At 40.3% G+C, this 24,384-nt stretch carries 21 protein-coding genes, 2 pseudogenes and 1 other annotated feature; of the genes and pseudogenes, 19 read left to right on the forward strand and 4 right to left on the reverse strand.

The window, feature by feature from the left end; genetic code table 11:
* Positions 1-8: 8 nt before the first annotated feature.
* The gene (gene mnmA, locus DOK79_RS09330) at positions 9-1,130 is read left to right on the forward strand and encodes a tRNA 2-thiouridine(34) synthase MnmA (protein ID WP_206857029.1); all 1,122 of its coding nucleotides are present in this window, start codon (positions 9-11) and stop codon (positions 1,128-1,130) included.
* A gap of 163 nt (positions 1,131-1,293) precedes the next feature.
* Here mnmA and DOK79_RS09335 read toward each other — a convergent pair whose 3' ends face one another.
* Complete coding sequence (locus DOK79_RS09335; protein WP_206857030.1) at positions 1,294-2,559, reverse strand: multidrug efflux MFS transporter; 1,266 nt, start codon at positions 2,557-2,559, stop codon at positions 1,294-1,296.
* A 146-nt stretch (positions 2,560-2,705) separates the two neighbouring features.
* Between DOK79_RS09335 and DOK79_RS09340 the strand changes: the two genes are divergently transcribed.
* The 3 genes from DOK79_RS09340 to DOK79_RS09350 all read left to right on the forward strand — a co-directional run bounded on the left by DOK79_RS09340 (position 2,706) and on the right by DOK79_RS09350 (position 5,782).
* On the forward strand, positions 2,706-3,272 hold the full coding sequence (locus DOK79_RS09340) for a TetR/AcrR family transcriptional regulator (protein ID WP_206857031.1): 567 nt from the start codon (positions 2,706-2,708) through the stop codon (positions 3,270-3,272).
* Positions 3,273-3,396: 124 nt separating this feature from the next.
* Positions 3,397-3,774, forward strand: coding sequence for a DUF1033 family protein (locus tag DOK79_RS09345; protein WP_206857032.1), 378 nt, complete (start codon positions 3,397-3,399; stop codon positions 3,772-3,774).
* Complete coding sequence (locus tag DOK79_RS09350) at positions 3,707-5,782, forward strand: DNA topoisomerase III (protein WP_206857033.1); 2,076 nt, start codon at positions 3,707-3,709, stop codon at positions 5,780-5,782. The genes DOK79_RS09345 and DOK79_RS09350 overlap by 68 nt, the downstream gene beginning before the upstream one ends.
* Before the next feature lies 1 nt (position 5,783).
* Here the strand turns inward: DOK79_RS09350 and DOK79_RS09355 are convergent, their stop codons facing one another.
* The gene (locus DOK79_RS09355; RefSeq protein ID WP_206857034.1) at positions 5,784-6,269 is read right to left on the reverse strand and encodes a prolyl-tRNA synthetase associated domain-containing protein; all 486 of its coding nucleotides are present in this window, start codon (positions 6,267-6,269) and stop codon (positions 5,784-5,786) included.
* A 92-nt stretch (positions 6,270-6,361) separates the two neighbouring features.
* Positions 6,362-6,592 (forward strand) — a binding site (T-box leader).
* Between the two features lie 90 nt (positions 6,593-6,682).
* Between DOK79_RS09355 and DOK79_RS09360 the strand changes: the two genes are divergently transcribed.
* From DOK79_RS09360 to aac(6'), 10 genes and pseudogenes are all read left to right on the forward strand, one after another.
* The gene (locus tag DOK79_RS09360) at positions 6,683-7,324 is read left to right on the forward strand and encodes an amino acid ABC transporter permease (protein WP_206857035.1); all 642 of its coding nucleotides are present in this window, start codon (positions 6,683-6,685) and stop codon (positions 7,322-7,324) included.
* A gap of 20 nt (positions 7,325-7,344) precedes the next feature.
* Positions 7,345-7,980, forward strand: coding sequence for an amino acid ABC transporter ATP-binding protein (locus tag DOK79_RS09365; protein ID WP_206857036.1), 636 nt, complete (start codon positions 7,345-7,347; stop codon positions 7,978-7,980).
* An 18-nt stretch (positions 7,981-7,998) separates the two neighbouring features.
* Positions 7,999-8,811, forward strand: coding sequence for an amino acid ABC transporter substrate-binding protein (locus DOK79_RS09370; protein WP_206857037.1), 813 nt, complete (start codon positions 7,999-8,001; stop codon positions 8,809-8,811).
* A 208-nt stretch (positions 8,812-9,019) separates the two neighbouring features.
* Positions 9,020-10,462, forward strand: a complete 1,443-nt coding sequence (locus tag DOK79_RS09375; protein WP_206857039.1) for a glycoside hydrolase family 1 protein — start codon at positions 9,020-9,022, stop codon at positions 10,460-10,462.
* Between the two features lie 174 nt (positions 10,463-10,636).
* Positions 10,637-11,486 (forward strand): annotated as a pseudogene (locus DOK79_RS15500) (cell division protein FtsK); the annotation flags it as partial.
* Between the two features lie 74 nt (positions 11,487-11,560).
* Positions 11,561-13,078 (forward strand): annotated as a pseudogene (locus tag DOK79_RS15505) (DNA translocase FtsK); the annotation flags it as partial.
* A gap of 623 nt (positions 13,079-13,701) precedes the next feature.
* Entirely contained in the window at positions 13,702-14,076 is a 375-nt protein-coding gene (locus DOK79_RS09385) for a ribonuclease G (RefSeq protein ID WP_206857053.1), read from the forward strand.
* A 16-nt stretch (positions 14,077-14,092) separates the two neighbouring features.
* The gene (locus tag DOK79_RS09390; RefSeq protein WP_206857043.1) at positions 14,093-14,506 is read left to right on the forward strand and encodes a hypothetical protein; all 414 of its coding nucleotides are present in this window, start codon (positions 14,093-14,095) and stop codon (positions 14,504-14,506) included.
* A 120-nt stretch (positions 14,507-14,626) separates the two neighbouring features.
* Positions 14,627-15,700 carry a 23S rRNA (adenine(2503)-C(2))-methyltransferase RlmN gene (gene rlmN, locus DOK79_RS09395; protein ID WP_206857045.1) on the forward strand — a complete coding sequence of 358 codons (1,074 nt, stop codon included), beginning with the start codon at positions 14,627-14,629 and terminating at the stop codon, positions 15,698-15,700.
* An 85-nt stretch (positions 15,701-15,785) separates the two neighbouring features.
* Positions 15,786-16,328 (forward strand): aminoglycoside N-acetyltransferase AAC(6')-Ii, encoded by a 543-nt coding sequence (aac(6'), locus tag DOK79_RS09400; RefSeq protein ID WP_206857046.1) that lies wholly within the window; start codon positions 15,786-15,788, stop codon positions 16,326-16,328.
* A 123-nt stretch (positions 16,329-16,451) separates the two neighbouring features.
* Here the strand turns inward: aac(6') and DOK79_RS09405 are convergent, their stop codons facing one another.
* Positions 16,452-17,747: an ISL3 family transposase gene (locus tag DOK79_RS09405; RefSeq protein WP_207115953.1), complete on the reverse strand. Its 1,296-nt coding sequence runs from the start codon at positions 17,745-17,747 to the stop codon at positions 16,452-16,454.
* Between the two features lie 439 nt (positions 17,748-18,186).
* On the opposite strand from DOK79_RS09405, the gene DOK79_RS09410 reads away from it, so the two are divergent.
* Positions 18,187-19,854 carry a peptide ABC transporter substrate-binding protein gene (locus tag DOK79_RS09410; RefSeq protein ID WP_206853376.1) on the forward strand — a complete coding sequence of 556 codons (1,668 nt, stop codon included), beginning with the start codon at positions 18,187-18,189 and terminating at the stop codon, positions 19,852-19,854.
* A gap of 93 nt (positions 19,855-19,947) precedes the next feature.
* Here DOK79_RS09410 and DOK79_RS09415 read toward each other — a convergent pair whose 3' ends face one another.
* Positions 19,948-20,292, reverse strand: coding sequence for a DUF3899 domain-containing protein (locus DOK79_RS09415; RefSeq protein ID WP_206853375.1), 345 nt, complete (start codon positions 20,290-20,292; stop codon positions 19,948-19,950).
* 80 nt (positions 20,293-20,372) lie between these two features.
* Here DOK79_RS09415 and opp3b point away from each other — a divergent pair, with 80 nt between their 5' ends.
* From opp3b to DOK79_RS09435, 4 genes are read left to right on the forward strand one after another with little or no spacing between them, the layout of a single operon-like run.
* Positions 20,373-21,314 carry an oligopeptide ABC transporter permease gene (opp3b, locus tag DOK79_RS09420; protein ID WP_019722500.1) on the forward strand — a complete coding sequence of 314 codons (942 nt, stop codon included), beginning with the start codon at positions 20,373-20,375 and terminating at the stop codon, positions 21,312-21,314.
* Positions 21,315-22,358 carry an ABC transporter permease gene (locus DOK79_RS09425; RefSeq protein ID WP_206853373.1) on the forward strand — a complete coding sequence of 348 codons (1,044 nt, stop codon included), beginning with the start codon at positions 21,315-21,317 and terminating at the stop codon, positions 22,356-22,358. It abuts the gene before it with no gap.
* 5 nt (positions 22,359-22,363) lie between these two features.
* A complete protein-coding gene (locus DOK79_RS09430; protein ID WP_206853371.1) occupies positions 22,364-23,446 on the forward strand; it encodes an ABC transporter ATP-binding protein in 1,083 nt (360 codons plus the stop codon).
* Positions 23,421-24,374, forward strand: coding sequence for an ABC transporter ATP-binding protein (locus tag DOK79_RS09435; RefSeq protein WP_206853369.1), 954 nt, complete (start codon positions 23,421-23,423; stop codon positions 24,372-24,374). Before DOK79_RS09430 ends, DOK79_RS09435 begins: the two co-directional genes overlap by 26 nt.
* Positions 24,375-24,384: the final 10 nt, after the last annotated feature.

Genomic DNA, 24,384 nt, shown 5'->3' on the forward strand with positions numbered 1-24,384 from the left:
GTGATACCATGACAGACAACAGCAAAACACGCGTTGTCGTTGGGATGAGTGGCGGTGTTGACTCATCTGTAACAGCACTTTTGTTAAAGGAACAAGGCTATGATGTAATCGGGATCTTTATGAAAAACTGGGATGATACCGATGAAAATGGCGTCTGTACGGCGACGGAAGATTATAAGGATGTAGCGAAAGTCGCTGCCCAAATCGGGATTCCTTATTACTCAGTTAATTTTGAAAAGGAATATTGGGACCGTGTGTTTGAATATTTCTTAGCAGAATATCGTGCGGGACGTACCCCGAACCCAGATGTAATGTGCAATAAGGAAATCAAATTCAAAGCATTCTTAGACTATGCAATGGACTTGGGAGCAGAATATGTTGCTACTGGCCATTATGCACAAGTTACACGTGATGAAAATGGCGTGTCACATATGTTGCGTGGCGTCGATAACAACAAAGATCAAACGTATTTCCTTAGCCAATTGTCACAAGAACAATTAGCAAAAACGATTTTTCCGTTAGGTGGCATGGAAAAATCAGAAGTACGTGCGATCGCAGAACGTGCTGGTCTAGCAACGGCGAAGAAAAAAGATTCAACAGGCATCTGTTTTATCGGCGAAAAGAATTTCAAGCAATTTTTAAGTAACTATTTACCAGCTAAAAAAGGCAACATGGTGACCCTTGACGGTGAAGTCAAAGGCGAACACGCTGGTTTGATGTACTACACGATCGGACAACGCCAAGGCTTAGGGATCGGCGGCGGTGGCGATTCACAAGAACCTTGGTTCGTGGTGGGTAAAGATCTTGCGACGAACACATTATATGTTGGACAAGGATTCCATCATCCTGCATTGTATGCGACAAGTTTAGATGCAAGTGAAATCCATTTTACAACGAATGAACCAATGCCAAAAGAATTCAAATGTACAGCGAAATTTCGTTACCGTCAACAAGATGTACCGGTAACCGTGCGCTTATTAGAAAATAATCGCGTAGAAGTCATCTTTGACGAACCCGTACGCGCAATCACACCAGGACAAGCCGTTGTTTTTTATGACGGAATGGAATGCCTAGGTGGCGGATTGATCGACCATGCGTATCAAGAAACGAAAGTCTTGCAATACGTTTAAAATAAAAGTCTGAGGTATTTGTTTTCTCACGCCTTATAAAATTGAATAAACGGTGTTCCAGAAGTAGCTCCTTCGGAAATAAGCCAGCCAGTCCAAAAATTTGAAGAACAATTTTCGGACTGGCTGGCTTATTTCTCGGAGCTGGACACTTCTGTCACAACCTCTATTTATGTGTAGTCAATTGTGCCACTGATGAATCCTCTTCCCGCTCATGAATCTCCTTCGTATTATGGCGAACAAGCACAAAGTTTGCAAGAACAAGTAAGGATGTGGATAAGAAGACACCACGATAGCCGAACATGCTTGAAACACTTGAACCAATCAACGGACCAACGACATTTCCTGTTGCTTGGAAGGATTGATTGTAACTAAAGATTCTTCCGGCAGCTTGTGCGGGAGAGTATTTAGTGATCAAGGCTTGCACCGCTGGAAGGAGGCAAGCGTCGGAGATTCCGATCAAAAATCGTAGTCCTGCAAGTTGCCATACATTCGTTACGAAAGCCATTGGGATGTAAACGATCAAGGCAAAGCCTAAACCGATCGCTAAGATTCGTTCACTACCGATCTTATCACCTAAACGTCCGAAGCGAGGAGCGGCAATCAGTGTGGCAATCCCGGGAATAGAAGCAATGATCCCGCTGATCAACGTGACGTTGCCGTGTCCATGTAACAATTGACGGATATATAAACTAATGATCGGACTGATCGAATTGTTTGATGCTTGGATGATCATTGTCGTAATAAACATACCGATGACGACATGTGGATATTTCAGGTCACGGAAAATTTGTTTAGCAGAAACCAATTCACTTTTTTCTACGGGGACAAATTTTTCATGGACGAAAAATAAGCTGAGCAAGAAAACGAAGAACAAGATCGTCCCAGTGATAAAGAAGGTTGGACGATACCCAAAGGCAGAAGCAGAAAGTCCACCGAGTAGAGGACCAAGTAATGTTCCGGTCACAGAGCCAGTAGCCAAAGTGCCAAGTACTTGTCCACTTTTTTCTCTTGGGGTACCAGTGGCGACTAAAGCTGTTGCATTACTGATATAACCGGAAAAAATGCCTTGTAATAGTCGTAAAGCGACTAATTGATACACGCTTGTTACTAAACCCATCAAGGAAATCACTACCGCCATTCCTAAAGAGGCACGCAACAACATCAACTTCCGCCCTTTTTGATCGGCAAGGCGTCCCCACCATGGAGAAATCAAGGTAGTAACAAGGAAAGTGGAGGAGAAGGTCAATCCACTCCAGAAATTCAATTGTGCTGTACTGTAATTACCTAACGTATCTATGTAAAGTGACATAAAAGGCATCACTAGACTGAAACCTATTCCGGCCATAAATGTACCAAACCACAAAACCACTAGATTTTTTTCCCAAGGTTCTCTTTTTCTAAATACAGAATCCTTTAATCTTGAAACCACAGTAAAGCCTTCTTTCTGAAAATTTTCATCTACAATCATTTATTATAAACTACAATGTGTAGTTTATCAAGAAGAAGTCTTTTTTCTCTTCGTCTTTCGTGGTAAACTGAATAAGATTGAGTTTATTCCATAAGAGGGGAAATTAGATGAAAAAACGAACGCTGTCACAAGAAAAAATCATCGACTGCTTTCGAGAATTAGCAGAAGAGATGGCTGTACAGCAAATCACTTTTCAACATTTAGCTAAAGCATTGAATATCAAATCACCTTCGCTTTATAATCACTTCAAAAATATTCGGGAAGTAAAGACGGCGTTGACTGCGAAACTTTTAACGGAGCTGAATGATCAATTGCGCCGAGTGTTGGTAGGGAAAAGTAAGGGAGAAGCAATACAAGCGTATGCGCAAACCTATCAGTCTTTTGCATTTGAAAATCAGGCAGTCTATGAACTTCTGATCAGTGTGCCACATACCAATGAAGAAATTTTATTAGAAGGAATACATGAAACGAACCAAATCATTTTACAAATATTTGACGCTTTTTCCTTGTCAAAAGAAGAAAAAGTCCACCGTAGTCGAGAATTACGAAGCATGATCCATGGTTATCTTTCGTTGCGTTTCTTAGGATACTTTACCAATGAACCAAATGTTTCTCCAGAAGCAAGTTATGTCTGGATGATCGACGACTTTATAGCAACTTTACCAATAAAATAAAAGGCATCATTTAAATTAATTTTCTGAACATTCATAAAATGCCCCTTTTAAGCAAAATTTCTTGCAACTTTCTTGGAAAGTGACTAATATGTTTTTAAGATGACCTGAGAAAAGGAGCGCACGTATGTATCAAGTAATTACAATGTTCGGTGATAATGAGCCTTGGTGGTTCTTTGAAAATTGGCAAGAAGATATTCAAGTGGAGGAATCTTTTGCCTCTTTTGAAGAAGCACAACAAAGTTATGAAGAAAAATGGCTAGCCATTAAAAACAATTATGAGTATATCCATGCCAAAACCAATTTTCTAAGTGCTTTTTGGAATGATGGGGATGAGCGCTGGTGTGAGGAATGTGATGATGACTTGCAGCAATATAAAGGACTTGCTCTGCTGAAGGATTATCAGCCGATCACCATGGAAAGCAGAAAGGATTTTTATGAAACAACTAATTCTAGCGGAAAAGCCAAGCGTTGCGAAAGACCTAAGCAAGGTGCTGGGTGCTAATCAAAAACACAAAAATTATTACGAAGGACCCAAGGTGATCGTGACTTGGGCCCTTGGTCATTTATTAGGTCTAAAGATGCCAGAGGATCTAAACAAAGAATGGCAAAGCTGGCAAATGGAAACTTTGCCGATGATTCCTAAAAAGTTAGGTATCAAGCCATTACCAAAAACAGGGCATCAATTGAAAGCAATCAAACAGTTAGCTAGTCGTAAGGATGTCTCAGAGGCCGTGATCGCTACAGATGCCGGACGTGAGGGCGAACTTGTTGCTCGCTGGATCTTAGAATATGTTCACTTCAATAAGCCAGTGAAACGTTTATGGATCTCTTCTCAAACGGACAAAGCGATCAAGACAGGATTCAACCAATTGAAACCAGCTAAAAGTTATGACGCACTCTATGAGTCTGCTTTAGCTAGAGCGAAAGCGGACTGGTTAGTCGGCTTGAATGTGACACGTGCGCTAACTGTGAAATACCAAGACAATTTATCAGCGGGTCGGGTGCAAACCCCAACCTTAGCTTTAGTGCGTAATCAGGAAAAGAAAATCGAATCGTTCCGACCACAAACGTATTTTACGATTTCATTGACAGTCGGCAAGGAACAAGCAAAAATGGTCCAAAAAAATCAGTTTGCTTTGAAATCCCACGAAGAAGCCCAAGCATTTGTTAAAACACTGAGTCAAAGTAAGGGAACAGTGGTGAGTATTGAAGAAAAAACTAAGACAGAAAAAGCACCGTTGCCGTATGATTTGACGGAGATCCAACGAGAAGCGAATCAGCGCTATGGCTATTCAGCAAAGAAAACGTTAGGTCTCGTTCAAAGTTTATATGAAACGCATAAGATCGTGACGTATCCACGAACTGATAGTAAATATTTGACGAATGACATGAAAAGCACGATGAAAGAACGCCTTCAAGCTATCAGTGATTTTGCGCCAGAAGTCAAAACTTATTTAAAAAATGGGGCAGTCGTTCGCCAAACAAGCGTGTTCCAAGACAATAAAGTAACGGATCACCATGCTTTGTTACCGACGGAAAATCGTCCACGCTATGAAAAATTAAGCAATGAAGAACAAAAGATTTATCAAATGATCGTGACACGATTCTTAGGCTTGTTTGCAGAGCCACATAAAATCAGCCAAACGAAAATCACCGTTGTATTTGGGAACGAACAATTTGTTTTCCGCCAAAATCGTGTGTTGGAAGCAGGCTGGAAAAACACGGAGGAAAGTCATGTAGATTCTTTCGATTGGAAGAAAGACATGCGCATCCAACCTGACTTTACGATCAAGAAAGAATTGTCGGCACCGCCGAAACCTTTGACGGAAGCCAGTCTGTTAGGGTTGATGGAAAAACACAGTTTAGGAACACCGGCGACTCGTGCGGAGATCATTGAAAAGCTGATCAAATCCGAACTGATGGAACGCACACCGCAAGGCTTGCAAGTCTCACCAAAAGGCAAGCAATTGTTAGAGTTGGTCAATCCATCGCTTGTGACACCTGATTTAACGGAAAGCTGGGAAAAAGATTTAGAAGCGATCGCTCTTGGGAAAAAACAAGCGAATGTCTTTTTGCAATCGATCGAGAAGGAAACGAAGCGACTTGTTCAAGAAATCAAAACAAGCAAGCAACAGTATCAAGATTTTTCGATTACGCAAAAGAAATGTCTAGATTGTGGCTCGAATCTGCGTGAGAAGAACACAAAAGATGGAAAAATCTATGTTTGTACGAATCAAGATTGTAACTATCGCCGTCGCAAAGATCCGAAAGTCTCCAATCATCGTTGCCCGCAATGTCATCGCAAAATGGAAATCATTGAAGGCAAGAATGGGGCTTACTTCCGTTGTAAATTTGATGGGACGACAGAGAAAATGCTAGGGAAAAAAGAGCAGAAGAAAAAAATGACGAAACATGAAGAACGTCGCTTGATGAAGAAATATTCTCAAGCAGAAGAACCGGAAGAAAGCCCATTAGCTGCTGCCTTGAAAGCTGCAATGAAAGAGAATTAAGCTACAAGACTTCATACCATGGCAGATGATTCAGATGAGCGAGTAATCGTTCAAAATCTGCAAAGGGAAAAATGACAGTACTCGTATTGCTGTTTGGATGAAAGCCGACGGTATCTTTGCGGTCGATTGAGGAATCAATGACGACTTGGACCTCGTTTTCTAAATCGTTGACTAAGGCAAACGGATTGACGGTACCTGGTGGAACATGTAATAGACGTTTCACTTGTTCTTCTGAAACAAATGATAATCGTTTTTCTTTCAACTGTTCTGCCAACAACTTTAAATCGGCTTGTTTTTCATCAGGCAAGACGACGAAATAAATTTGTTTGCCTTTCTTTGACTTGATTAAGAGATTTTTGACTTGTGGTCCTGGCAAAGAGAACGTGAGATTTTTGACGGAAGTGATTGCCGGATGGCTCACTTCTTGGTAATTGATTGCTAATCGATCAAGTAGATCATAAGCTTCTTGTTTCGTGGCATCAGACATAAAAAACAAACCTCCATTCATTTTTTATTTATTTTAGCACAAAAAAGATTGACAAATAAAAATGAATCAGGTAAATTACTCATTAAGTTAAATAAAAGACATCGAAAAGAAGAGTAGCGATTAAGTGTTTGAAGAGAGTCTCTGGTTGGTGAGAAGAGACAATAACTGATTGTGAAACACATCTTGGAGTCGATTTTCTGAACAACCAGTAAGGAAATCCGGGAAGCCCGTTATAGCTGCGGTCGTTGTTAGACGACCAGATAAGGTTAGTTTTGCGAAAAACTAATAAAAAAAGGTGGAACCACGTATTTTACGTCCTTTGATCTTCGGATCAAAGGACTTTTTTTGTTTTTCATGTGGTTGGAAGGGACAGCTAACAATGTACCCCTTTAAAGAAAAGAGGAGGAAGAAAAATGAATGATTTATTAGAAGTGATGCCACAGTTGTTAGTAGGGGCGCTGACAACCTTAAAATTATTTGCCTTTACCTTGATTGGTTCTTTGCCGTTAGGAATTATTTTAGCTTTAGGATTGTCGTTGCATTTTAAACCGATACGTTATTTCTTACAGACGTATGTCTGGATCATGCGAGGAACACCGCTATTATTACAATTGATTTTCGTATTTTATGGCTTACCAACGATTGGGATCGTATTTGACCGCTTCGAAGCTGCCTTGATCGCATTCATTTTAAATTATGCTGCATACTTTGCAGAGATTTTCCGTGGCGGTATCCAGTCAATTCCTAAAGGGCAATATGAAGCAGCGCAAGTGTTACAGTTGAGTCCTTTCCAAACAGTGACAAGAATCATTATTCCGCAAGTAACAAAAATCGTTTTACCTTCTGTAGGGAATGAAGTCATCAATCTAGTGAAAGATTCTTCTTTGATTTATATCTTAGGTCTAGGAGATGTGATGCGCGCAGGGAAGATTGCGATGGAACGAGATGCTAGCTTGCTTCCACTACTTGGTGTTGCGTTGATCTACCTAGCATTGACAGGGATTTTGACGATCGTGTTGAAACAAATTGAAGAAAAATTAAATTATTACCGCTAAGAATCGAGGAGGGAACAGCGATGATTGAATTAAAAAATATTAGTAAATCATTTGGTGACAAACAAGTGATCAAAGATTTTAACTTAGTAATCCCAGAAGGACAAACATTGGCGATCGGCGGACCGTCTGGTGGCGGAAAAACAACGATGCTACGTATTTTAGCTGGATTGGAAAAAGCAGACAGTGGCGAGTTTTTCCTTGATGGCTCAAAATTCGACCCATTTGAATTGAAAACAGAAGAACAAGTTATAGGAGTCGTGTTTCAAGATTTTCAGCTTTTCCCACACTTGAGTATTTTTGACAATATTACTTTGGCGCCTAAAATGGTGTTGAAACAAAGCAAAGAAGAATACACGAAAAAAGCAGAAGAGTTAGCTGATTCCTTAGGTATTCGTGATTTATTGGGAAATTATCCTTATCAGTTATCTGGGGGACAAAAACAACGGGTGGCAATTGCCCGTGCGTTGGCAATGAACCCGCGAGTATTAGCGTATGATGAACCAACGAGTGCGTTAGATCCAGAGTTACGTCAACAAGTAGAAAAATTGATTCTTACATTAAAAGAAGAAGGTGTGACACAAATCATCGTGACCCATGATTTAGTATTTGCTGAAAATGTTGGGGATCAATTGATCAAAGTTGTACCAAGTAAGTAAGAAAGCGGTGGGGAGAAAATGAAAAAATTCAGCTTTTTGATCCTATCTTTGATTGGTTTTTTCTTTTTAACTGGCTGCACGAACGAGCGGACAGCGACAGAAAGTTGGACAAGGATCAATCAAGAAAAAAAGATCATCGTGGGACTAGACGACAGTTTTGTACCAATGGGTTTTCGTGATAAAGATGGCAAACTGACAGGTTTTGATATTGATTTGGCAAAAGCTGTCTTTGATGAATATGGCATCACGGTTGAATTCCAGCCCATCGATTGGTCGATGAAAGAATTCGAATTGAATAATGGGACGATCGATTTGATCTGGAATGGTTATTCAAAAACACCGGAACGTGAAGAAAAAGTGTTGTTCACAAAACCATATATGAAAAATGATCAAGTACTGATCACACCTAAAGATTCTGGCATCACTAGCTTTGAACAAATGAAAGACAAAGTATTAGGCGCACAAAATGGCTCTTCTGGCTATGATATGTTTGTCAGACACCCAGAGATCTTGAAAGATTATGTAAAAAATCAAGATGCGGTCTTATACGCAAGTTTCAATGAAGCATTGATCGATTTGAAGAGTGGTCGTACAGATGGCGTCTTGATCGATAAAGTCTACGCAGAATACTTTTTGACCGTACGCGACGAATTAGATGATTTCAACGTGATCAAAGGGGAGTTTGACGGAGAAGATTTTGCTGTCGGTGCGCGAAAAAATGATGAACTACTCGTGAAGAAAATCAATGATGGCATCGCTGAATTGGTTGAAAACGGAGAGTTTAAAAAGATTTCAGAGAAATGGTTTGGCGAGGATGTCACACCAGAATAGGTGACAGGATGGCATGAGGCGCAAAATCATGGTGAAATCCGAAAAAGGGGGGACAGCATCTGCTGTGCTCTCTTTTTTTGCTATATGTCAGACTTATTTTTTAAATGACTAGACTTTTGTGATGAAAAGTCGAAAATCTACTTGGTAATGAAAAGGGTTTCGTGTTATTCTAAAGAGGTAAAGATTGAACTAGGAAAGGAAGATGTTCATGGAACACCAAAAGTTAACGGCATTTCCTGATGATTTTCTTTGGGGATCTGCTTCAGCAGCCTATCAAGTAGAAGGCGCATGGCAAGAAGGCGGAAAAGGTGAGTCAGTTTGGGATCGCTTTGTCCGTATTCCAGGTAAGACATTTAAAGGAACGAATGGTGACCTAGCAGTAGATCACTACCATCGTTATAAAGAAGACATTGCCTTGATGAAAGAACAAGGTTTGAAAACGTATCGCTTCTCTGTGGCTTGGACACGTATTTTTCCAAATGGCCGCGGGGAGATCAATCAAGAAGGTTTGGCTTTCTATATGGACTTGATTGATGAATTGATCAAAAACGACATTGAACCAATGTTGACATTGTATCATTGGGATTTACCACAAGCATTACAAGATGAATACCAAGGATGGGAATCTCGTCAGATCATCGAAGATTTTACGAACTATGCAAAAACGTTATTCGAAGCGTTTCGTGGCAAAGTCCATTATTGGGTGAGTTTGAACGAGCAAAATATTTTCACTTCACTAGGTTATTTATTAGCTGTACATCCTCCTGGAGTAACTGATCCAAAACGGATGTATCAGGTGAACCACATTGCAAACTTGGCAAATGCAGCTGTCATCAATGCCTTTCATGAAATGGACATGCCTGGGAAGATCGGACCAAGTTTTGCGTATACGCCAAACTATCCAATCGACAGCGATCCAAAAAACATTTTGGCGGCTGAAAATGCCGAAGATTTGATGGCTCATTATTGGATGGATGTGTACATGTGGGGCAAATATCCGATTGCTGCGATGAAATTCTTAGAAGAGCAAGGATGGGCACCAACGATCGAAGCGGGCGATGAGGAACTATTAGCTTCAGCCAAACCTGACTTTTTAGGGATCAACTACTATCAAACAGCAACGAATGCCTTTAATCCATTGGATGGCGTGGGTGCTGGTAAGATGAATACGACAGGTAAAAAAGGCTCATCAGAGGAGACAGGCGTACCTGGCATGTATAAAAAGATCGAAAATCCATTTGTCGAACGTACGAATTGGGATTGGGAGATTGATCCGGAAGGGTTACGTGTTGCGTTGCGTCGGATCACAAGCCGTTACCGTATTCCTGTTTTGATTACTGAGAATGGTTTAGGTGAATACGATAAATTGACCGAAGATAAAAAAATCCACGATGATTATCGTATCAACTACTTGGAAAGCCATGTAAAAGCAATCAAAGAAGCAATTTCAGATGGCGCAGAAGTCTTGGGCTATTGCACTTGGTCTTATACAGATCTGCTTAGCTGGTTGAATGGTTACCAAAAACGTTATGGTTTTGTATACGTGGATCAAGATGAAACACAAGAAGGTTCACTTGATCGCTACAAAAAAGATAGCTACTATTGGTACCAACAAGTGATTCGTGAAAATGGAGCGAATATTGGCGAGTAGCTGGTCATTTGAACCATTTCTTCATAAAAAATGAATATGAAAAAAAGGAAGAGAGGACGTAGGTCCGGCTCTTCTTTTTTTGATAAAGAAAGAAAATCAGCAATCGGACAAACAAAACTTTTGTTCGCTTGCTTTTTTTTGTATAATGGAACTTGATGAAAAGAGGGATAAATCATGGCAAAGAAAAAACGTCCTGCTAAGAAGAAGAGAAAAACAAAAAAACAAAAACAGCAGCAGGAGCAAATGATTGCGATCGGTGTTGGCTTTGCTTTTATACTATTTGCCGTCTTTGGCTTTTTAAAACTTGGCTTTTTAGGCATTTTAGTGGCGAACGGCTTTCGCATAGTCGCTGGAAATACGTATCAGATCCTCTGTGTAGTATTAGCAGTTTTAGGATTTTGGATCATGGTCAAAAATAGAGAATTTACGATGGGCAAGAGTCGTCGTTGGTTGGGAGTAGGACTGTTTTATTTAGGTATCTTGCTCTTTTTACATGCCAACCTTTTTGGGAAATTGAACAGTGGTGAACCAAATATTATCGGAACGACTTGGGACCTGCTATCGGCAGATATTCGCCAAAGTCAAATCACCGCAAATGTCGGTGGAGGGATGTTAGGTGCATTTCTTTATAATTTGACGTTCTTTTTGATTGCTCAACCAGGTAGTTATTTTGTTGCTGTTTTACTGATTATTGGCGGAGCAACTTTGATCAGTAATATCGAAGGACATCAATTACTGGATGGCTTGCAGACCATGGGAGAGAAATTCCAACAATTGTTGGAAGGAGATCCAGAGAAACAGGCACGTAAACAAGCAGCGAAAGAAGAACGACAAAAGCAACGCGCCGAAGCAAAAGAAGCCAAGCGACTTGCTGCGAAAGAAGCAGCAGAAGCTGAAATGGCGGAAATGGAACAAAAACAAGCGACTCGTCAAAATAATTTTGACGAACAAGCTTCAAATAGTTATGAAGAAAAGGAACCAGAACAATTGAGTTTTGTTCCCATCGATAGTTTTCAAGGGAATGTCCAGTCTCCTGTGATGGAACGTCCGACACAAGCAACAGCACAGCCGACAGAAACGCAGGAGCTATCAGAAGAAGAGCTCTTTGAAGATGATGGCACTGCACTAGAATTTGAGATCGAAGCAGAAGAAGAAAATCAAGCATACGAACTACCTTCGATCGATTTATTAGATTCGGCACAGACGGTAGACCAAAGTGACGAGTATAAGAAAATCGAGAAAAACATTGGCGTCCTAGAACAAACCTTCCAAAGTTTTGGTGTCGATGCAAAAGTCGTCAAAGCGAGTTTAGGACCTTCTGTGACGAAGTTTGAGATCCAACCGGCTGTCGGAGTAAAAGTAAGTAAGATCGTTAGTTTGACGGATGATATTGCGTTAGCTTTAGCTGCAAAAGATGTCCGGATGGAAGCGCCGATTCCTGGGAAATCATTGATTGGGATCGAAGTACCGAATAGCAAGATCAGTATGGTTTCCTTTAGAGAGATCATCGAAGCACAGCCGGATCATCCAGACAAACTATTGGAAGTACCATTAGGACGAGATGTTTCTGGTCGTGTCCAAACGGCTGATTTATCTAAAATGCCTCACTTGCTTGTTGCCGGATCGACTGGTAGTGGGAAGTCGGTCGCCATCAATGGGATCATCACAAGTATCTTGATGCGCGCAAAACCGCATGAAGTAAAATTGATGATGATCGATCCGAAAATGGTTGAGTTGAATATGTATAACGGCATCCCGCATTTATTGACGCCGGTCGTAACTAACCCAAGAAAAGCGGCGCAAGCATTACAAAAAGTCGTTCAGGAAATGGAAGAACGTTACGAGAAATTTGCTGCAACTGGTGTGAGAAATATCTCTGGGTACAATGAATTTGTTCAACAAAAAAATCTGGAAAATGGGACGAAACATCCAACCTTGCCGTTTATCGTCGTCATTGTCGATGAATTGGCGGATCTGATGATGGTCGCAAGTAACGAAGTTGAAGATGCGATCATTCGTTTAGCGCAAATGGCTCGTGCCGCAGGAATCCATATGATCTTAGCGACACAACGACCAAGTGTGGACGTTATCACTGGGATCATCAAAGCAAACGTTCCTTCCCGCATGGCGTTTGCTGTATCCAGCGGAACCGATTCACGGACGATCATTGATTCCAATGGTGCTGAAAAGCTCTTGGGACGAGGGGATATGCTCTTCTTGCCAATGGGTGAGAACAAACCGATCCGGGTCCAAGGCGCATTCATCTCCGATCATGAAGTCGAACGGGTGGTAAGCTTTGTAACGGATCAACAAGAAGCAAATTATGAAGAGAAAATGATGCCGACCGATGAAGTCGAATCAACGGGTTCAAACGAGCAACCACAAGATGAACTATTTGAAGAGGCAAAGGCGTTAGTCATCGAAATGCAAACTGCAAGTATTTCTTTATTGCAGCGACGTTTCAGAATCGGTTACAATCGGGCAGCCCGTTTAGTCGATGAGCTGGAAGCGCATGGAGTCGTAGGTCCTTCAGAAGGAAGTAAACCACGTAAAGTCTTTATTGAGCAGGTGGAAGAATCCATGGATCAGCCACTATCTGACAATCAAGAGATATAAATTAAAAGCAAGAAATCTTTTCTTATTGAATTGATTTTTTGCTTTTTTTTGTGTGTAGTTTAAAAAAATATCTAAGACTAAAAAAAACAGGTAGTAACAGAACAATGATTATAAAATTATTCTTCCTAAAAAAATGATAAGCTTAAAGACACAATAGTTTTTTTAGATGAAAGGAGATTCACTGAATGAACGATGAGAAAACCAAAAAGCTCGATCAAGCAACGAATGAAGCTGCCGAAGAAATGGCAAATGAACAACCCACAGAAATGACGGAGGAAGTGGTCGATACGCCTGTCAACGAGCAAGGTGAAGCACGAACGCAAGAACAAACAGACGAAGTAACAGGAGAACCGAACGAGGAACTGATCAAAGAGCCAATCGAAGCATCAAATGAAGCCCCCATCGAAGAACCAACTAAAGAAGCGATTAAAGCGCCAATCGAAGAATCAGCTAAAGAACCGAATGAAGAACTAATCAAAGCGCCCATCGAAGAACCAGCTAAAGAACCAAATGAAGAATCAATCAAAGAACCGCTACAACCAACCAGTCAAAACCAAAAAGCACCTATTGATGAACCTCAAGTTGGCTTTGCAAATGCTGTCCTTCAAGGGGGCAACAAGGAAGTGCCGGAAGAAATCAAAAAATGGAACTGGGGAGCATTTTCTCTCAATATTCTTTGGGGAATCGGGAATAAAACCTATCTGCCACTATTATGTTTGATTCCAGTATTCAATCTTGTTTGGGTATTTATTTGCGGATTCAAAGGCAACGAATGGGCATGGAGAGATGGCGACTATACAGATATAGCCACATTTAAAAAAGTTCAAAAAACTTGGAGTCGTGCTGGAGTAGCCATGTTTATTATTCAAATTGGGATCATCGTATTACATCTTGGAATCATCGTATTTTTTCTGTATAGTTTATTGAGTTATCGTCATTCGATCATCCAGGATTTTTATAATTACGAGCCTTATCGCTACGATGGCTTCTACTACTAGAAAAGGAGAAAACAACATGCATAAAAAAATGATCAAAACGATTTTCATCTTGAATATCGTTCAAACAGTGGTTTACCTTTTCGGTTTCTTTAACCGAGTAGCAGAGCAGTCAGGTCTGGTTCCGCTCATCTATGTGACACGTATTTGGGGCAACTTTTATGGGATCATTTTTTGGTCGATTCTGAGTATGATTTGTGTGATCGGCTTTACTTTAACCTTGTACTTATTACTTTCAAAAGCAGTAGACTCTAAAAAAGTGGTTGGCTTGATCATTTCTGCTGTCGGGTATGGGTCACCTCTTTTATTCAGTTTCTTCTTGATCATCCCAGCGACTTTACTCATTCTTGGTCTTATCTTTATCAAGTGGTTGATTTTAGATCCAGAAAAGTTGACAGAAGAATATGATGAGGTGGATGATATTCAATCCTGACCTGAATAAGAAGTAGTCCTAGTTTTTAACGATTATTTAGTTTCTTTTGTGAACTATTGCATTAATAAAAGGAATCAGTTATAGTATGTAGCGATACTTTGAGAAAAAGAGGGAATAATCGTGGAAAAACAATCCATTTACGGTTTTACGAATAAAGAATTGACTGCTTGGTTTTTAGAACATGGTGAAAAGAAATTCCGTGCGTCACAAGTATGGGAATGGCTTTACCAAAAGCGTGTGACCAGCTTTGAAGAGATGACCAATCTGTCTAAAAGTTTGATTGAAAAGCTATCTGAGCATTTTGTGATCAATCCATTGAAACAAATGGTCGTGCAAGAGGCAAGTGATGGGACAGTCAAATATTTATTTGAGTTGCCAGATAAAAATATGATCGAAACGGTCTTGATGAGACAGGAATACGGTTTGTCTGTGTGTGTAACTACACAAGTTGGCTGTAATATCGGCTGTACTTTCTGTGCGAGTGGGCTATTAAAGAAAAATCGTGATTTAACAGCCGGTGAGATCGTGGCGCAGATCATGATGGTCCAACATTACTTCGATGAACGTCAACTAGGCGAGCGCGTGTCGCATGTCGTCGTGATGGGGATCGGTGAACCATTTGACAATTACGACAATGTGATGGATTTCTTGCATATTATCAATGATGCGAAAGGTTTAGCGATCGGCGCACGTCACATCACCGTGTCAACAAGTGGTTTGGCGAATAAAATCAAAGAATTTGCTGAAAATGGGTTACAAGTAAACTTAGCCATTTCATTACATGCACCAAATAACGAAGTCCGCACATCCATGATGCGCATCAATCGCCGTTTCCCAATTGAAAAATTGATGGAAGCTGTCGATGAGTACTTGGAGAAGACCAATCGCCGGATCACGTTCGAATACATTATGTTGAACCAAGTAAATGATCGACCTGAGCATGCACAACAACTTGCAGACTTATTGAAAGATAAGAAAAAATTGACCTATGTCAATCTGATCCCATACAATCCAGTAAGTGAACATGATCAGTATTCAAGAAGTCCGAAAGCTGATGTATTGAAGTTTTACGATGTCTTGAAGAAGAATGGTATCAATTGTGTGATTCGTAAAGAGCATGGTACAGATATTGATGCTGCCTGTGGGCAGTTGCGCAGCAAACAAATGAAAAAAGAAAAAACTGTCGCAAAATAAATATTTTTAAAGTTAAGTTTTCTTTCCTTCTCTTTTTTTCGTTCGGCTGATAGAATAGGCTGAAATCGGAATGGAGGGAAATGAGATGATCATCAGTGAATTTGATCGTAAAAATATTGGCTTGAAGGATCAGCTTGCTGACCTTTTGCGATTGACTTGGCCTGCGGATTACGGAGAGCAACCAATGAAAGAAGTCGAGGAACTACTGGCAACGGAGCGGATCGCTGTTTCAGCAGTGGAACAAGATCGGTTAGTCGGCTTTATTGGTGCGCTCCCTCAATATGGGATGACAGGCTGGGAACTTCATCCTCTAGTGGTAGAAACTTCTTATCGAAAGAAGTATATCGGTAGCCGTTTAGTGGATTACTTAGAAAAAGAAATCGCCTCTAAAGGTGGAGTGATGGTTTATTTAGGAACAGATGATGTGGACGGAGCAACAAGTCTCAGTCACACAGATCTTTTTGATCATCCATTGGATAAACTGAAAGCAATCAAAAATTTCAACAAACATCCTTATACATTTTATGAAAAGCTGGGCTATCAGATCGTTGGTGCGATTCCTGATGCAAATGGCATCAATCAACCAGATATCATTCTGGCAAAACGCCTTGGGGAAATCGATCAATGAACGAAGAACCAAAAATGATTTCACAACAATCGAATAAAAGGCTCTTTGTCAATAAGGACTGATGAGTGCAATCAAGTGAAATCCGGAAGAAGAAGTGAACACTTCTTCTCCGGATTTTCTTCGTTATTTGACGTGAATGACTTGATTCGTCAAAAAGATTCGGATGCGCATGTTCTCAAATGATTTAAAGCCATAAGACACTCGTTTGAGTGTTTTGATGTGGGTGTTTTTTGCTTCAATTTTCCCATTAGAGTAAGGATAAATCAAAGAATGACGAATCCCTTCTTCATAGCTCAGAAGATTTTGTAGTTTTAGCCGAAATTCTTTATCTAATGTTTCTGGTAACTGATGCAAGAGAGTGAAAAATGACTCGTGGTCTTTGTCACGAAAGGCATCCGCTAGTTCATGGAACGCTTGATAGGCGACTTTCAAGGCAGTTGAAGCACTTAATAAACGGTCAAGCACCATGGCTTCTGTCAGGTAAGGATACTTTGGGGCACGAAAGCTACGCCAAGTTTTATATTCTGTGTGGTTGATATTCTTCCGATTTTTGGTGAGTAAGCGCCAATGGCTTTTTAATTTCCTTGGCATTGTCCGATTGCCCGAAGCAATCAGGCGTTTCATTTCACGGACACGAAAATCTTGGAACGCTTGATTCATGTGTTTGACCACATGAAAACGATCAATGACCAGTTTGGCATGAGGAAATACTTTTTTTGTTAGTTGAAAATACGCCGCATTCATATCAGTAACTAAATAGTCGACGTCAGATGGATTCACACATGTCTGGAAATAAGTGGTCAACCGAGACAATTTTCGAGTGGGTAAGATATCAACTAATTGCCCGGTTTCCCCATCGGCACAAATAAAACTCATCTTATCTTCTGAGGATACATGGGAACGAAATTCATCGACCATCAATACTTTGGGCAGGTGGCGCTTGGCTTGTTTTGGTAAATAGGTTTTTAACGACTTCAAAATACGCGTCACCGTTGGAATAGACACCTGGCAATGCTTTGCGATAAAAGATAAGGAGACCTTTTCGGTGAGTAAAGCAATGATTTTCATTTTTACATGCTCGGCAATCGAATGATTTGGCCGAACAAAATAGCTTTGGGCTGTCCAATGGGTATGGCAGTTTCTACAGTGATAACGTTGTTTCTTCAGCCGCATGATTAGCGGTAAATGGTTGAATTGATCGAAACGAATGCAGGTCATTTTCTTGCCATTTTTGACAATGACCGTTTTCCCCTTCGAATCTCTCACGGCAGAGCCACAAGTCAAACAAGCAGAAGTAGGAGGAGCTAACACTGCGTCAATAACTAAAGTATTGGTTTGATGGAACGTTTCGTAAGAAACATCTTGGATGGTTAAATATTTATCTGTTAATCGGAGCATTTTTTTGATAGAATTTTCCATAGAGCATATCGTCCTCTCAGTTGTTTATTTTGTGGTGATTTAATCATACTAGAGAACGATATGTTTTTTAATACCCAAAAAGAAAAAGTGGACTGACGAATCAGAATTGATTCATCAGTCCACTTTATTATAGAGCCAATAAAACATGCGAGTCTCCCATACTGTGGAGGCTCTTTTTTTGGGCAAAATCCGAACATTAATAAGAAACGTTCTTATAACGGTAATTATTTTATGATTATTTTATTCTCGAGAGGATAAGATAAAAATCCTTGATTTATCTCAATTTTTCAGAAAAAAATAATAAAATGTTCATTCAATAATCATTATTTTTTAGAAAAAGCAAAAAAAACTGTTGCAATTTTAATAATTATTCATTAAACTCATAAACAACTCAGAAAATACTAATTATTCTGAAAATTTCGATAAAGGGGTACGGAAGATGAAAAAGAATTTAACTTTTGGTGTTGTGGCCTTATGTGGGCTAGTACTTGCCGGTTGTTATGGTGGCGGCAGTGCAGATACAAATGGTAGTGGTTCTGCAAGTAGTGGATCAGCAGATGGAGGAGGCGTCTTCAACTTAGTAGTACCTCAAGAAATGCCGTCAGCCGATTTATCGGTCGCGACAGATACAATCAGTTTTACTGCACTAAATAATGTGTATGAAGGAATTTATCGTTTAGATGAAGATAGTAAACCTCAACCAGCCGGTGCAAGTGAAATGGCTGAAGTTAGTGAAGATGGACTGACTTATAAAATCAAATTGCGTGAAGACGCAAAATGGTCAAACGGTGAACCTGTCACGGCAGCTGATTATGTCTACGGTTGGCAACGTACGGTAGATCCAGCAACGGCATCAGAATATGCGTATCTTTTTGCACCAGTTGAAAATGCTGAAGCAATCACAGCAGGCGACAAAGACAAATCAGAACTAGGGATCAAAGCAGTTGGCGATTATGAATTGGAAATCACATTAGCAAAACAAACACCATACTTCCAATACTTACTTGCTTTCCCTTCATTCTTCCCACAAAGTCAAGCAGTAGTTGAGGAACATGGTGACGCGTACGCATCTTCAAGTGACAACGCAGTTTACAATGGACCATTTACATTAGCTGATTTTGATGGACCAGGAACTGACACTGAATGGACTTACAAGAAAAATGAAGAGTATTGGGATAAAGATGCAGTCCAATTATCAGAAATCAAAGTAAGTGTTGTTAAAGAATCTTCTACTGCATTGAATCTATTCAAAGATGGACAAGCAGACGATGTCATCTTGTCAGGTGAATTAGCACAACAAAATGCGAATGATCCAGCTTACACTTCAGTAAAAGAAGCACGTACAAGCTATATCGAGTTCAATCAAAGAGAAGACGATTCACCATTCAAAAATGTGAACTTAAGAAAAGCGATTTCTTATTCAATCAACCGTGAAGCATTAGTGAAACAAGTAATGGGTGATGGCTCAGTTGTTTCAACAGGATTGATTCCTGCGGACATGACTAAGAACCCTGAAACAAATGAAGATTTCGCAGCAGAAGCAGGCGAATTAGTATCATATGATCAAGATAAAGCAAAAGAATATTGGGAAAAAGCGAAGAGTGAGTTAGGAATCGATTCTCTAGAATTTGAATTGATGGCATCAGATGATGACTCAACGAAAAAAGTGATCGAATATATCCAAAACTCTATCCAAGAAAATCTAGATGGTGTGAAAGTGAAACCTACACCAGTACCATTCTCTGTTCGTCTAGACCGTTCATCATCTGGTGATTTTGACACAGTATTAGGTGGATGGGGCGCAGACTACGCTGACCCAAGTAGTTTCACTGACTTATTTGTAACAGGTAACTCTTATAACCGTGGTCAATGGTCAAATGCTGACTATGACAAAGCTGTTGAAGCTTCTGCTTCTAAAGATGCTGGTGACGAACAAGCACGTTGGGCTGACTTACAAGAAGCGAATAAAATCATCGCTGAAGATATGGGTGTCGTTCCAGTTTATCAAAAAGCTGAAGGTCATTTAGTTAATCCAAAAGTCAAAGGTATCGTTCATCATGCTGCTGGTGCATCATGGGATTACAAATGGACATATATTGAAGAATAATCTGTCCTAAAAAAGAAAAAAGAGTGTCTGGGATGGTTCAAAGATCCCAGACATCTCAATTTTCTGATCCTAGTCATTCTTTTGGCTGTTCATTTAGATAAGTGAAATGAGCGCAAAGACAATCGAAAACACAAGCAAAATTCCAGCGATGATCAGCCAAAAGGTATACATACCGTAGCTGACAGAAGATAGTGAAGTAAATTCTGGTTTTTCTTTCCGGTTTCTTGTTCGTGCTAAATGGATCGAACGCTGAAAGTGATCAAAGAAACCTGAGGAGAATACCCATAAAAATCCGCCGATAATCAAAAACGGCAACGCACATAAAAATAAATCATTGGATAATTGAAGAAGAGTCAGTTGATCAGTCACACTATTTTTTAGAAATACGAGGACGATCACTAGACTGGCAAACAAATAAGGACGATATTTTTTTTTCATTATTTTGCTCCTTTATCATTGGTTCATTAAATAATGTAGCGAAACATTGATCAGAAGTCAAAAGCTAGGGGGAAACATTCGTGAATAGTTATATAAAATATGTATTAAAACGCGTCTTCTTTATGGTCATCACACTTTGGTTGATTGCAACCATTACATTCTTTTTGATGCAATTATTACCTGGAACACCTTATACGAACCAAGAACGTTTAAGTCCTGAAACGATTGAGATGTTGAATAAGCAAGTCGGTTTGGACAAACCAGTGATCGTTCAATATGGGATCTATCTTTCTAATTTGATCCAAGGAGATTTTGGTATCTCATTCCAATTCAAAAACCAACCAGTTGCTAACTTATTAGCAGGACGAGTAGGACCTTCGTTACAACTTGGGCTACAAGCAATCATTTTCGGAACATTCTTTGGAACGATCCTAGGAACGATTTCGGCAATGAAACAAAATACTTGGGTCGATACGTCTTCAACATTAGTCGCGATCTTAGGTCGTTCTATCCCTAACTTTGTGTTTGCGGTACTGTTGCAATATATTTTTGCTATCCAATTCCGCGTATTACCAATTGCCAAATGGGATGGGTTCATGTATACGATCTTACCAACGATCGCATTAGCCATGTCGCCATTAGCCGATTCTGCCCGATTCATCCGAACAGAAATGGTGGAAGTGTTGCATAGTGATTATGTTGAACTCGCTCGAGCAAAAGGTTTGAGTCGTTGGGAAATTGCCTTCAAGCATGGCTTACGAAATAGTTTGATCCCATTGATGACGTTGTTAGGACCACTAGCAGTAGCATTGATGACTGGTTCATTAGTCGTTGAAAATATTTTTGCGATTCCAGGGATCGGTGAGCAATTCGTTAAATCAATTACAACCAATGATTATCCAACGATCATGGCTGTGACGATCTTGTATTCATTTATGTTGATCTTAGTCATTTTAGTCGTGGATCTACTCTACGGACTAGTTGATCCGAGAATCCGAGTTTCTGAAGGGAGCCGAAGCTAGATGGAATTGATACCTAAACGTTACGAAACAATTGCAGAAATACCTGCAGATGAATTTTTACCCTTACAAAAAAATACAGAAGAAGAACGTGAAAAAATCGAAGCTCCTTCACTGAATTTTATTCAAGATTCTTGGCGTCGATTGAAGAAAAACAAAGCGGCAGTTATTTCCATGGGGCTACTATTGACGATCATCTTTATCTCGATCATCACGATTTTTGTTTCTCCTCACGATCCAACTGCTCAAAATGTGGATTATATCAACTTGCCACCCCGTATTCCTGGCATCGATATCGATGGCCTGAATGGGAAAGCAATGGTTGCAGGTGAGTTAGTCGATAAATATGCACAAGCAAATGTTCCAGCAGACGTGAACTACTTTTTAGGAACAGATGGTTTAGGACGTGATGTGTTAAGTCGTTTGTTCATGGGAACACGGATCTCCTTGTTGATTGCATTTATCGCGGCCTTACTAGATGTAACGATCGGTGTGGCGTATGGTTTGATCTCTGGTTTATTAGGTGGTCGTGTAGATAATGCGATGCAACGTTTCTTAGAAGTCTTATCTGGTATTCCTAACTTAGTCGTAATGATCTTGATGTTAGTCGTTTTTGAACCAGGGATCTTCTCGATCGTAGCAGCGATGGCGATCACGAACTGGATTCCAATGGCGCGGATCGTCAGGGCGCAAACATTGAAATTAAAAGACCAAGAGTATGTATTAGCAGGGATGACGTTAGGTGAATCCAAATGGAAGATCGCCTTTAAACATATCTTGCCAAACATCTCGAGCGTGATCATCATCCAAATGATGTTCAGTATCCCATCAGCGATTTTCTTCGAAGCTTTCTTAAGCTTCATCGGTCTAGGCTTGACACCTCCTTCTGCTTCATTGGGAACGATGTTGAGCGATGGCTATAAAACATTCTTATACTTGCCGTATCTATTATGGATTCCGGCAGCAACTTTATCGGTGATCATGATTGGTTTCAACCTATTAGCAGATGGCTTACGTGATGCCTTTGATCCTAAAATGAAAGAGTGAGTACGATGACGAAAATTCTTGAAGTAAAGAACTTACAAATCTCCTTTGATACCTATGCTGGGAAAGTCCAAGCAATCCGAGGCGTCGATTTTCATTTGAACAAAGGTGAAACATTGGCGATCGTTGGTGAATCCGGTAGTGGGAAATCCGTAACGACTAGAAGTATCATGCGTTTACTTTCAAGTAACGCATCGATCGATTCAGGTGAGATTTTATTCAAAGGACAAAATATTGTTGATAAAACAGAAAAAGAAATGCAAAAGATTCGTGGAAAAGAAATCGCAATGATCTTCCAAGATCCGATGACATCATTAGATCCAACGATGACGATCGGCAAACAAGTAGCAGAATCTTTACGTAAGCACAATAAAGTATCGAAAAAAGAAGGACAAAAAGCCGCTTTAGACTTATTGAATCTTGTAGGGATACCGGATGCTGAAAAACGTATCCACAGCTATCCCCATCAATTTTCAGGAGGACAGCGTCAACGGATCGTCATTGCGATTGCGTTGATTTGTTATCCAGAGATCTTGATTGCAGATGAACCAACGACTGCTCTAGATGTGACGATCCAAGCACAGATTTTAGAATTGTTGAAAAAAATCCAATCAAAGATCGATACATCGATCATTTTTATCACCCATGACCTTGGTGTTGTGGCAAACGTCGCCGATCGAGTAGCCGTGATGTATGGTGGGAAAATCATTGAAGTCGGTACGTCTGAAGAGATTTTCTACAATCCACAGCATCCATATACTTGGGGCTTACTTGGCTCCATGCCTACGTTGGAAAGTGGCAATGACCGCTTATATGCGATCCCAGGTTCGCCACCGGATCTTTTGAATCCGCCAAAAGGCGATGCGTTCTATCCACGGAATGAGTTTGCATTGAAGATCGATGCCGAACAAGCTCCACCGTTTTTCGAATTATCACCAACACATCAAGCGGCTACTTGGCTATTAGCCCCACAAGCACCTAAAGTGACGCCACCGGAAGAAATCCAACGGCGCTGGGCGATTTTTCAAGAAAAGCAAAAAGCACATGGCCAAGGGGGACTGAACAATGAACAAAAAACTGCTCGAGGTTAAAGGCTTAAAACAGTATTTCAATGTCGGAAAGAAAAATGAAGTTCATGCGGTGAATGACATCAGTTTCCACATTTATGAAGGAGAAACATTTGGTTTAGTTGGTGAGTCTGGTAGTGGGAAATCAACAACTGGACGTACGATCATCCGTTTGAATGAACCGACGGGTGGCGAGATTTTATTTGACGGTCAAGATGTGACGAAGCTAAAAGGAAAAGAAGCGATGACCAAGTTTCGTCATGAAGTGCAAATGATTTTCCAAGACCCTTATGCTTCATTGAATCCAAGAATGAAAGTCCGTGACATCATTGCAGAAGGCATCGATGTCAACGGATTAGCTAAATCACCCGAAGAACGTGCAACAAAAGTCAATGAATTACTAAAAACTGTTGGCTTGAATCCCAGTCACGGCACACGTTACCCACATGAATTTTCAGGTGGGCAGCGTCAACGGATCGGGATTGCCCGAGCATTAGCGGTCAATCCTAAGTTTATCATTTGTGATGAACCGATCTCCGCTTTAGACGTATCGATCCAAGCACAAGTAGTCAACCTTTTACAAGACTTGCAAAAAGAACAAGGCTTGACTTACTTGTTTATTGCCCATGACTTATCTATGGTGAAACATATCAGTGACCGTATCGGTGTGATGCACAATGGCTTGTTACTAGAAATGGGAACAAGTGAAGAAATCTATAATCATGGGGTACATCCTTATACAGAAAGTTTACTCTCAGCGATTCCTTTGCCTGACCCAGACCATGAACGTCAACGTCGTCGAATCAAGTATCAACCTGAACCAGACGATGGAAAAGCTCGTTCGTTGCGAGAGATCGCACCAGAGCATTTCGTTTATGCAACGGAGCAAGAAGTTGCTTATTATGCAAAAAAATTAAAACGGCAAAAGGAAGCCTTGCTAGTCGCAAACTAGGAGGGAGAAG

Origin of the sequence: Enterococcus sp. DIV1094 (assembly GCF_017316305.2) — a bacterium.
Taxonomy (GTDB): Bacteria; Bacillota; Bacilli; order Lactobacillales; family Enterococcaceae; genus Enterococcus_B; species Enterococcus_B mangumiae.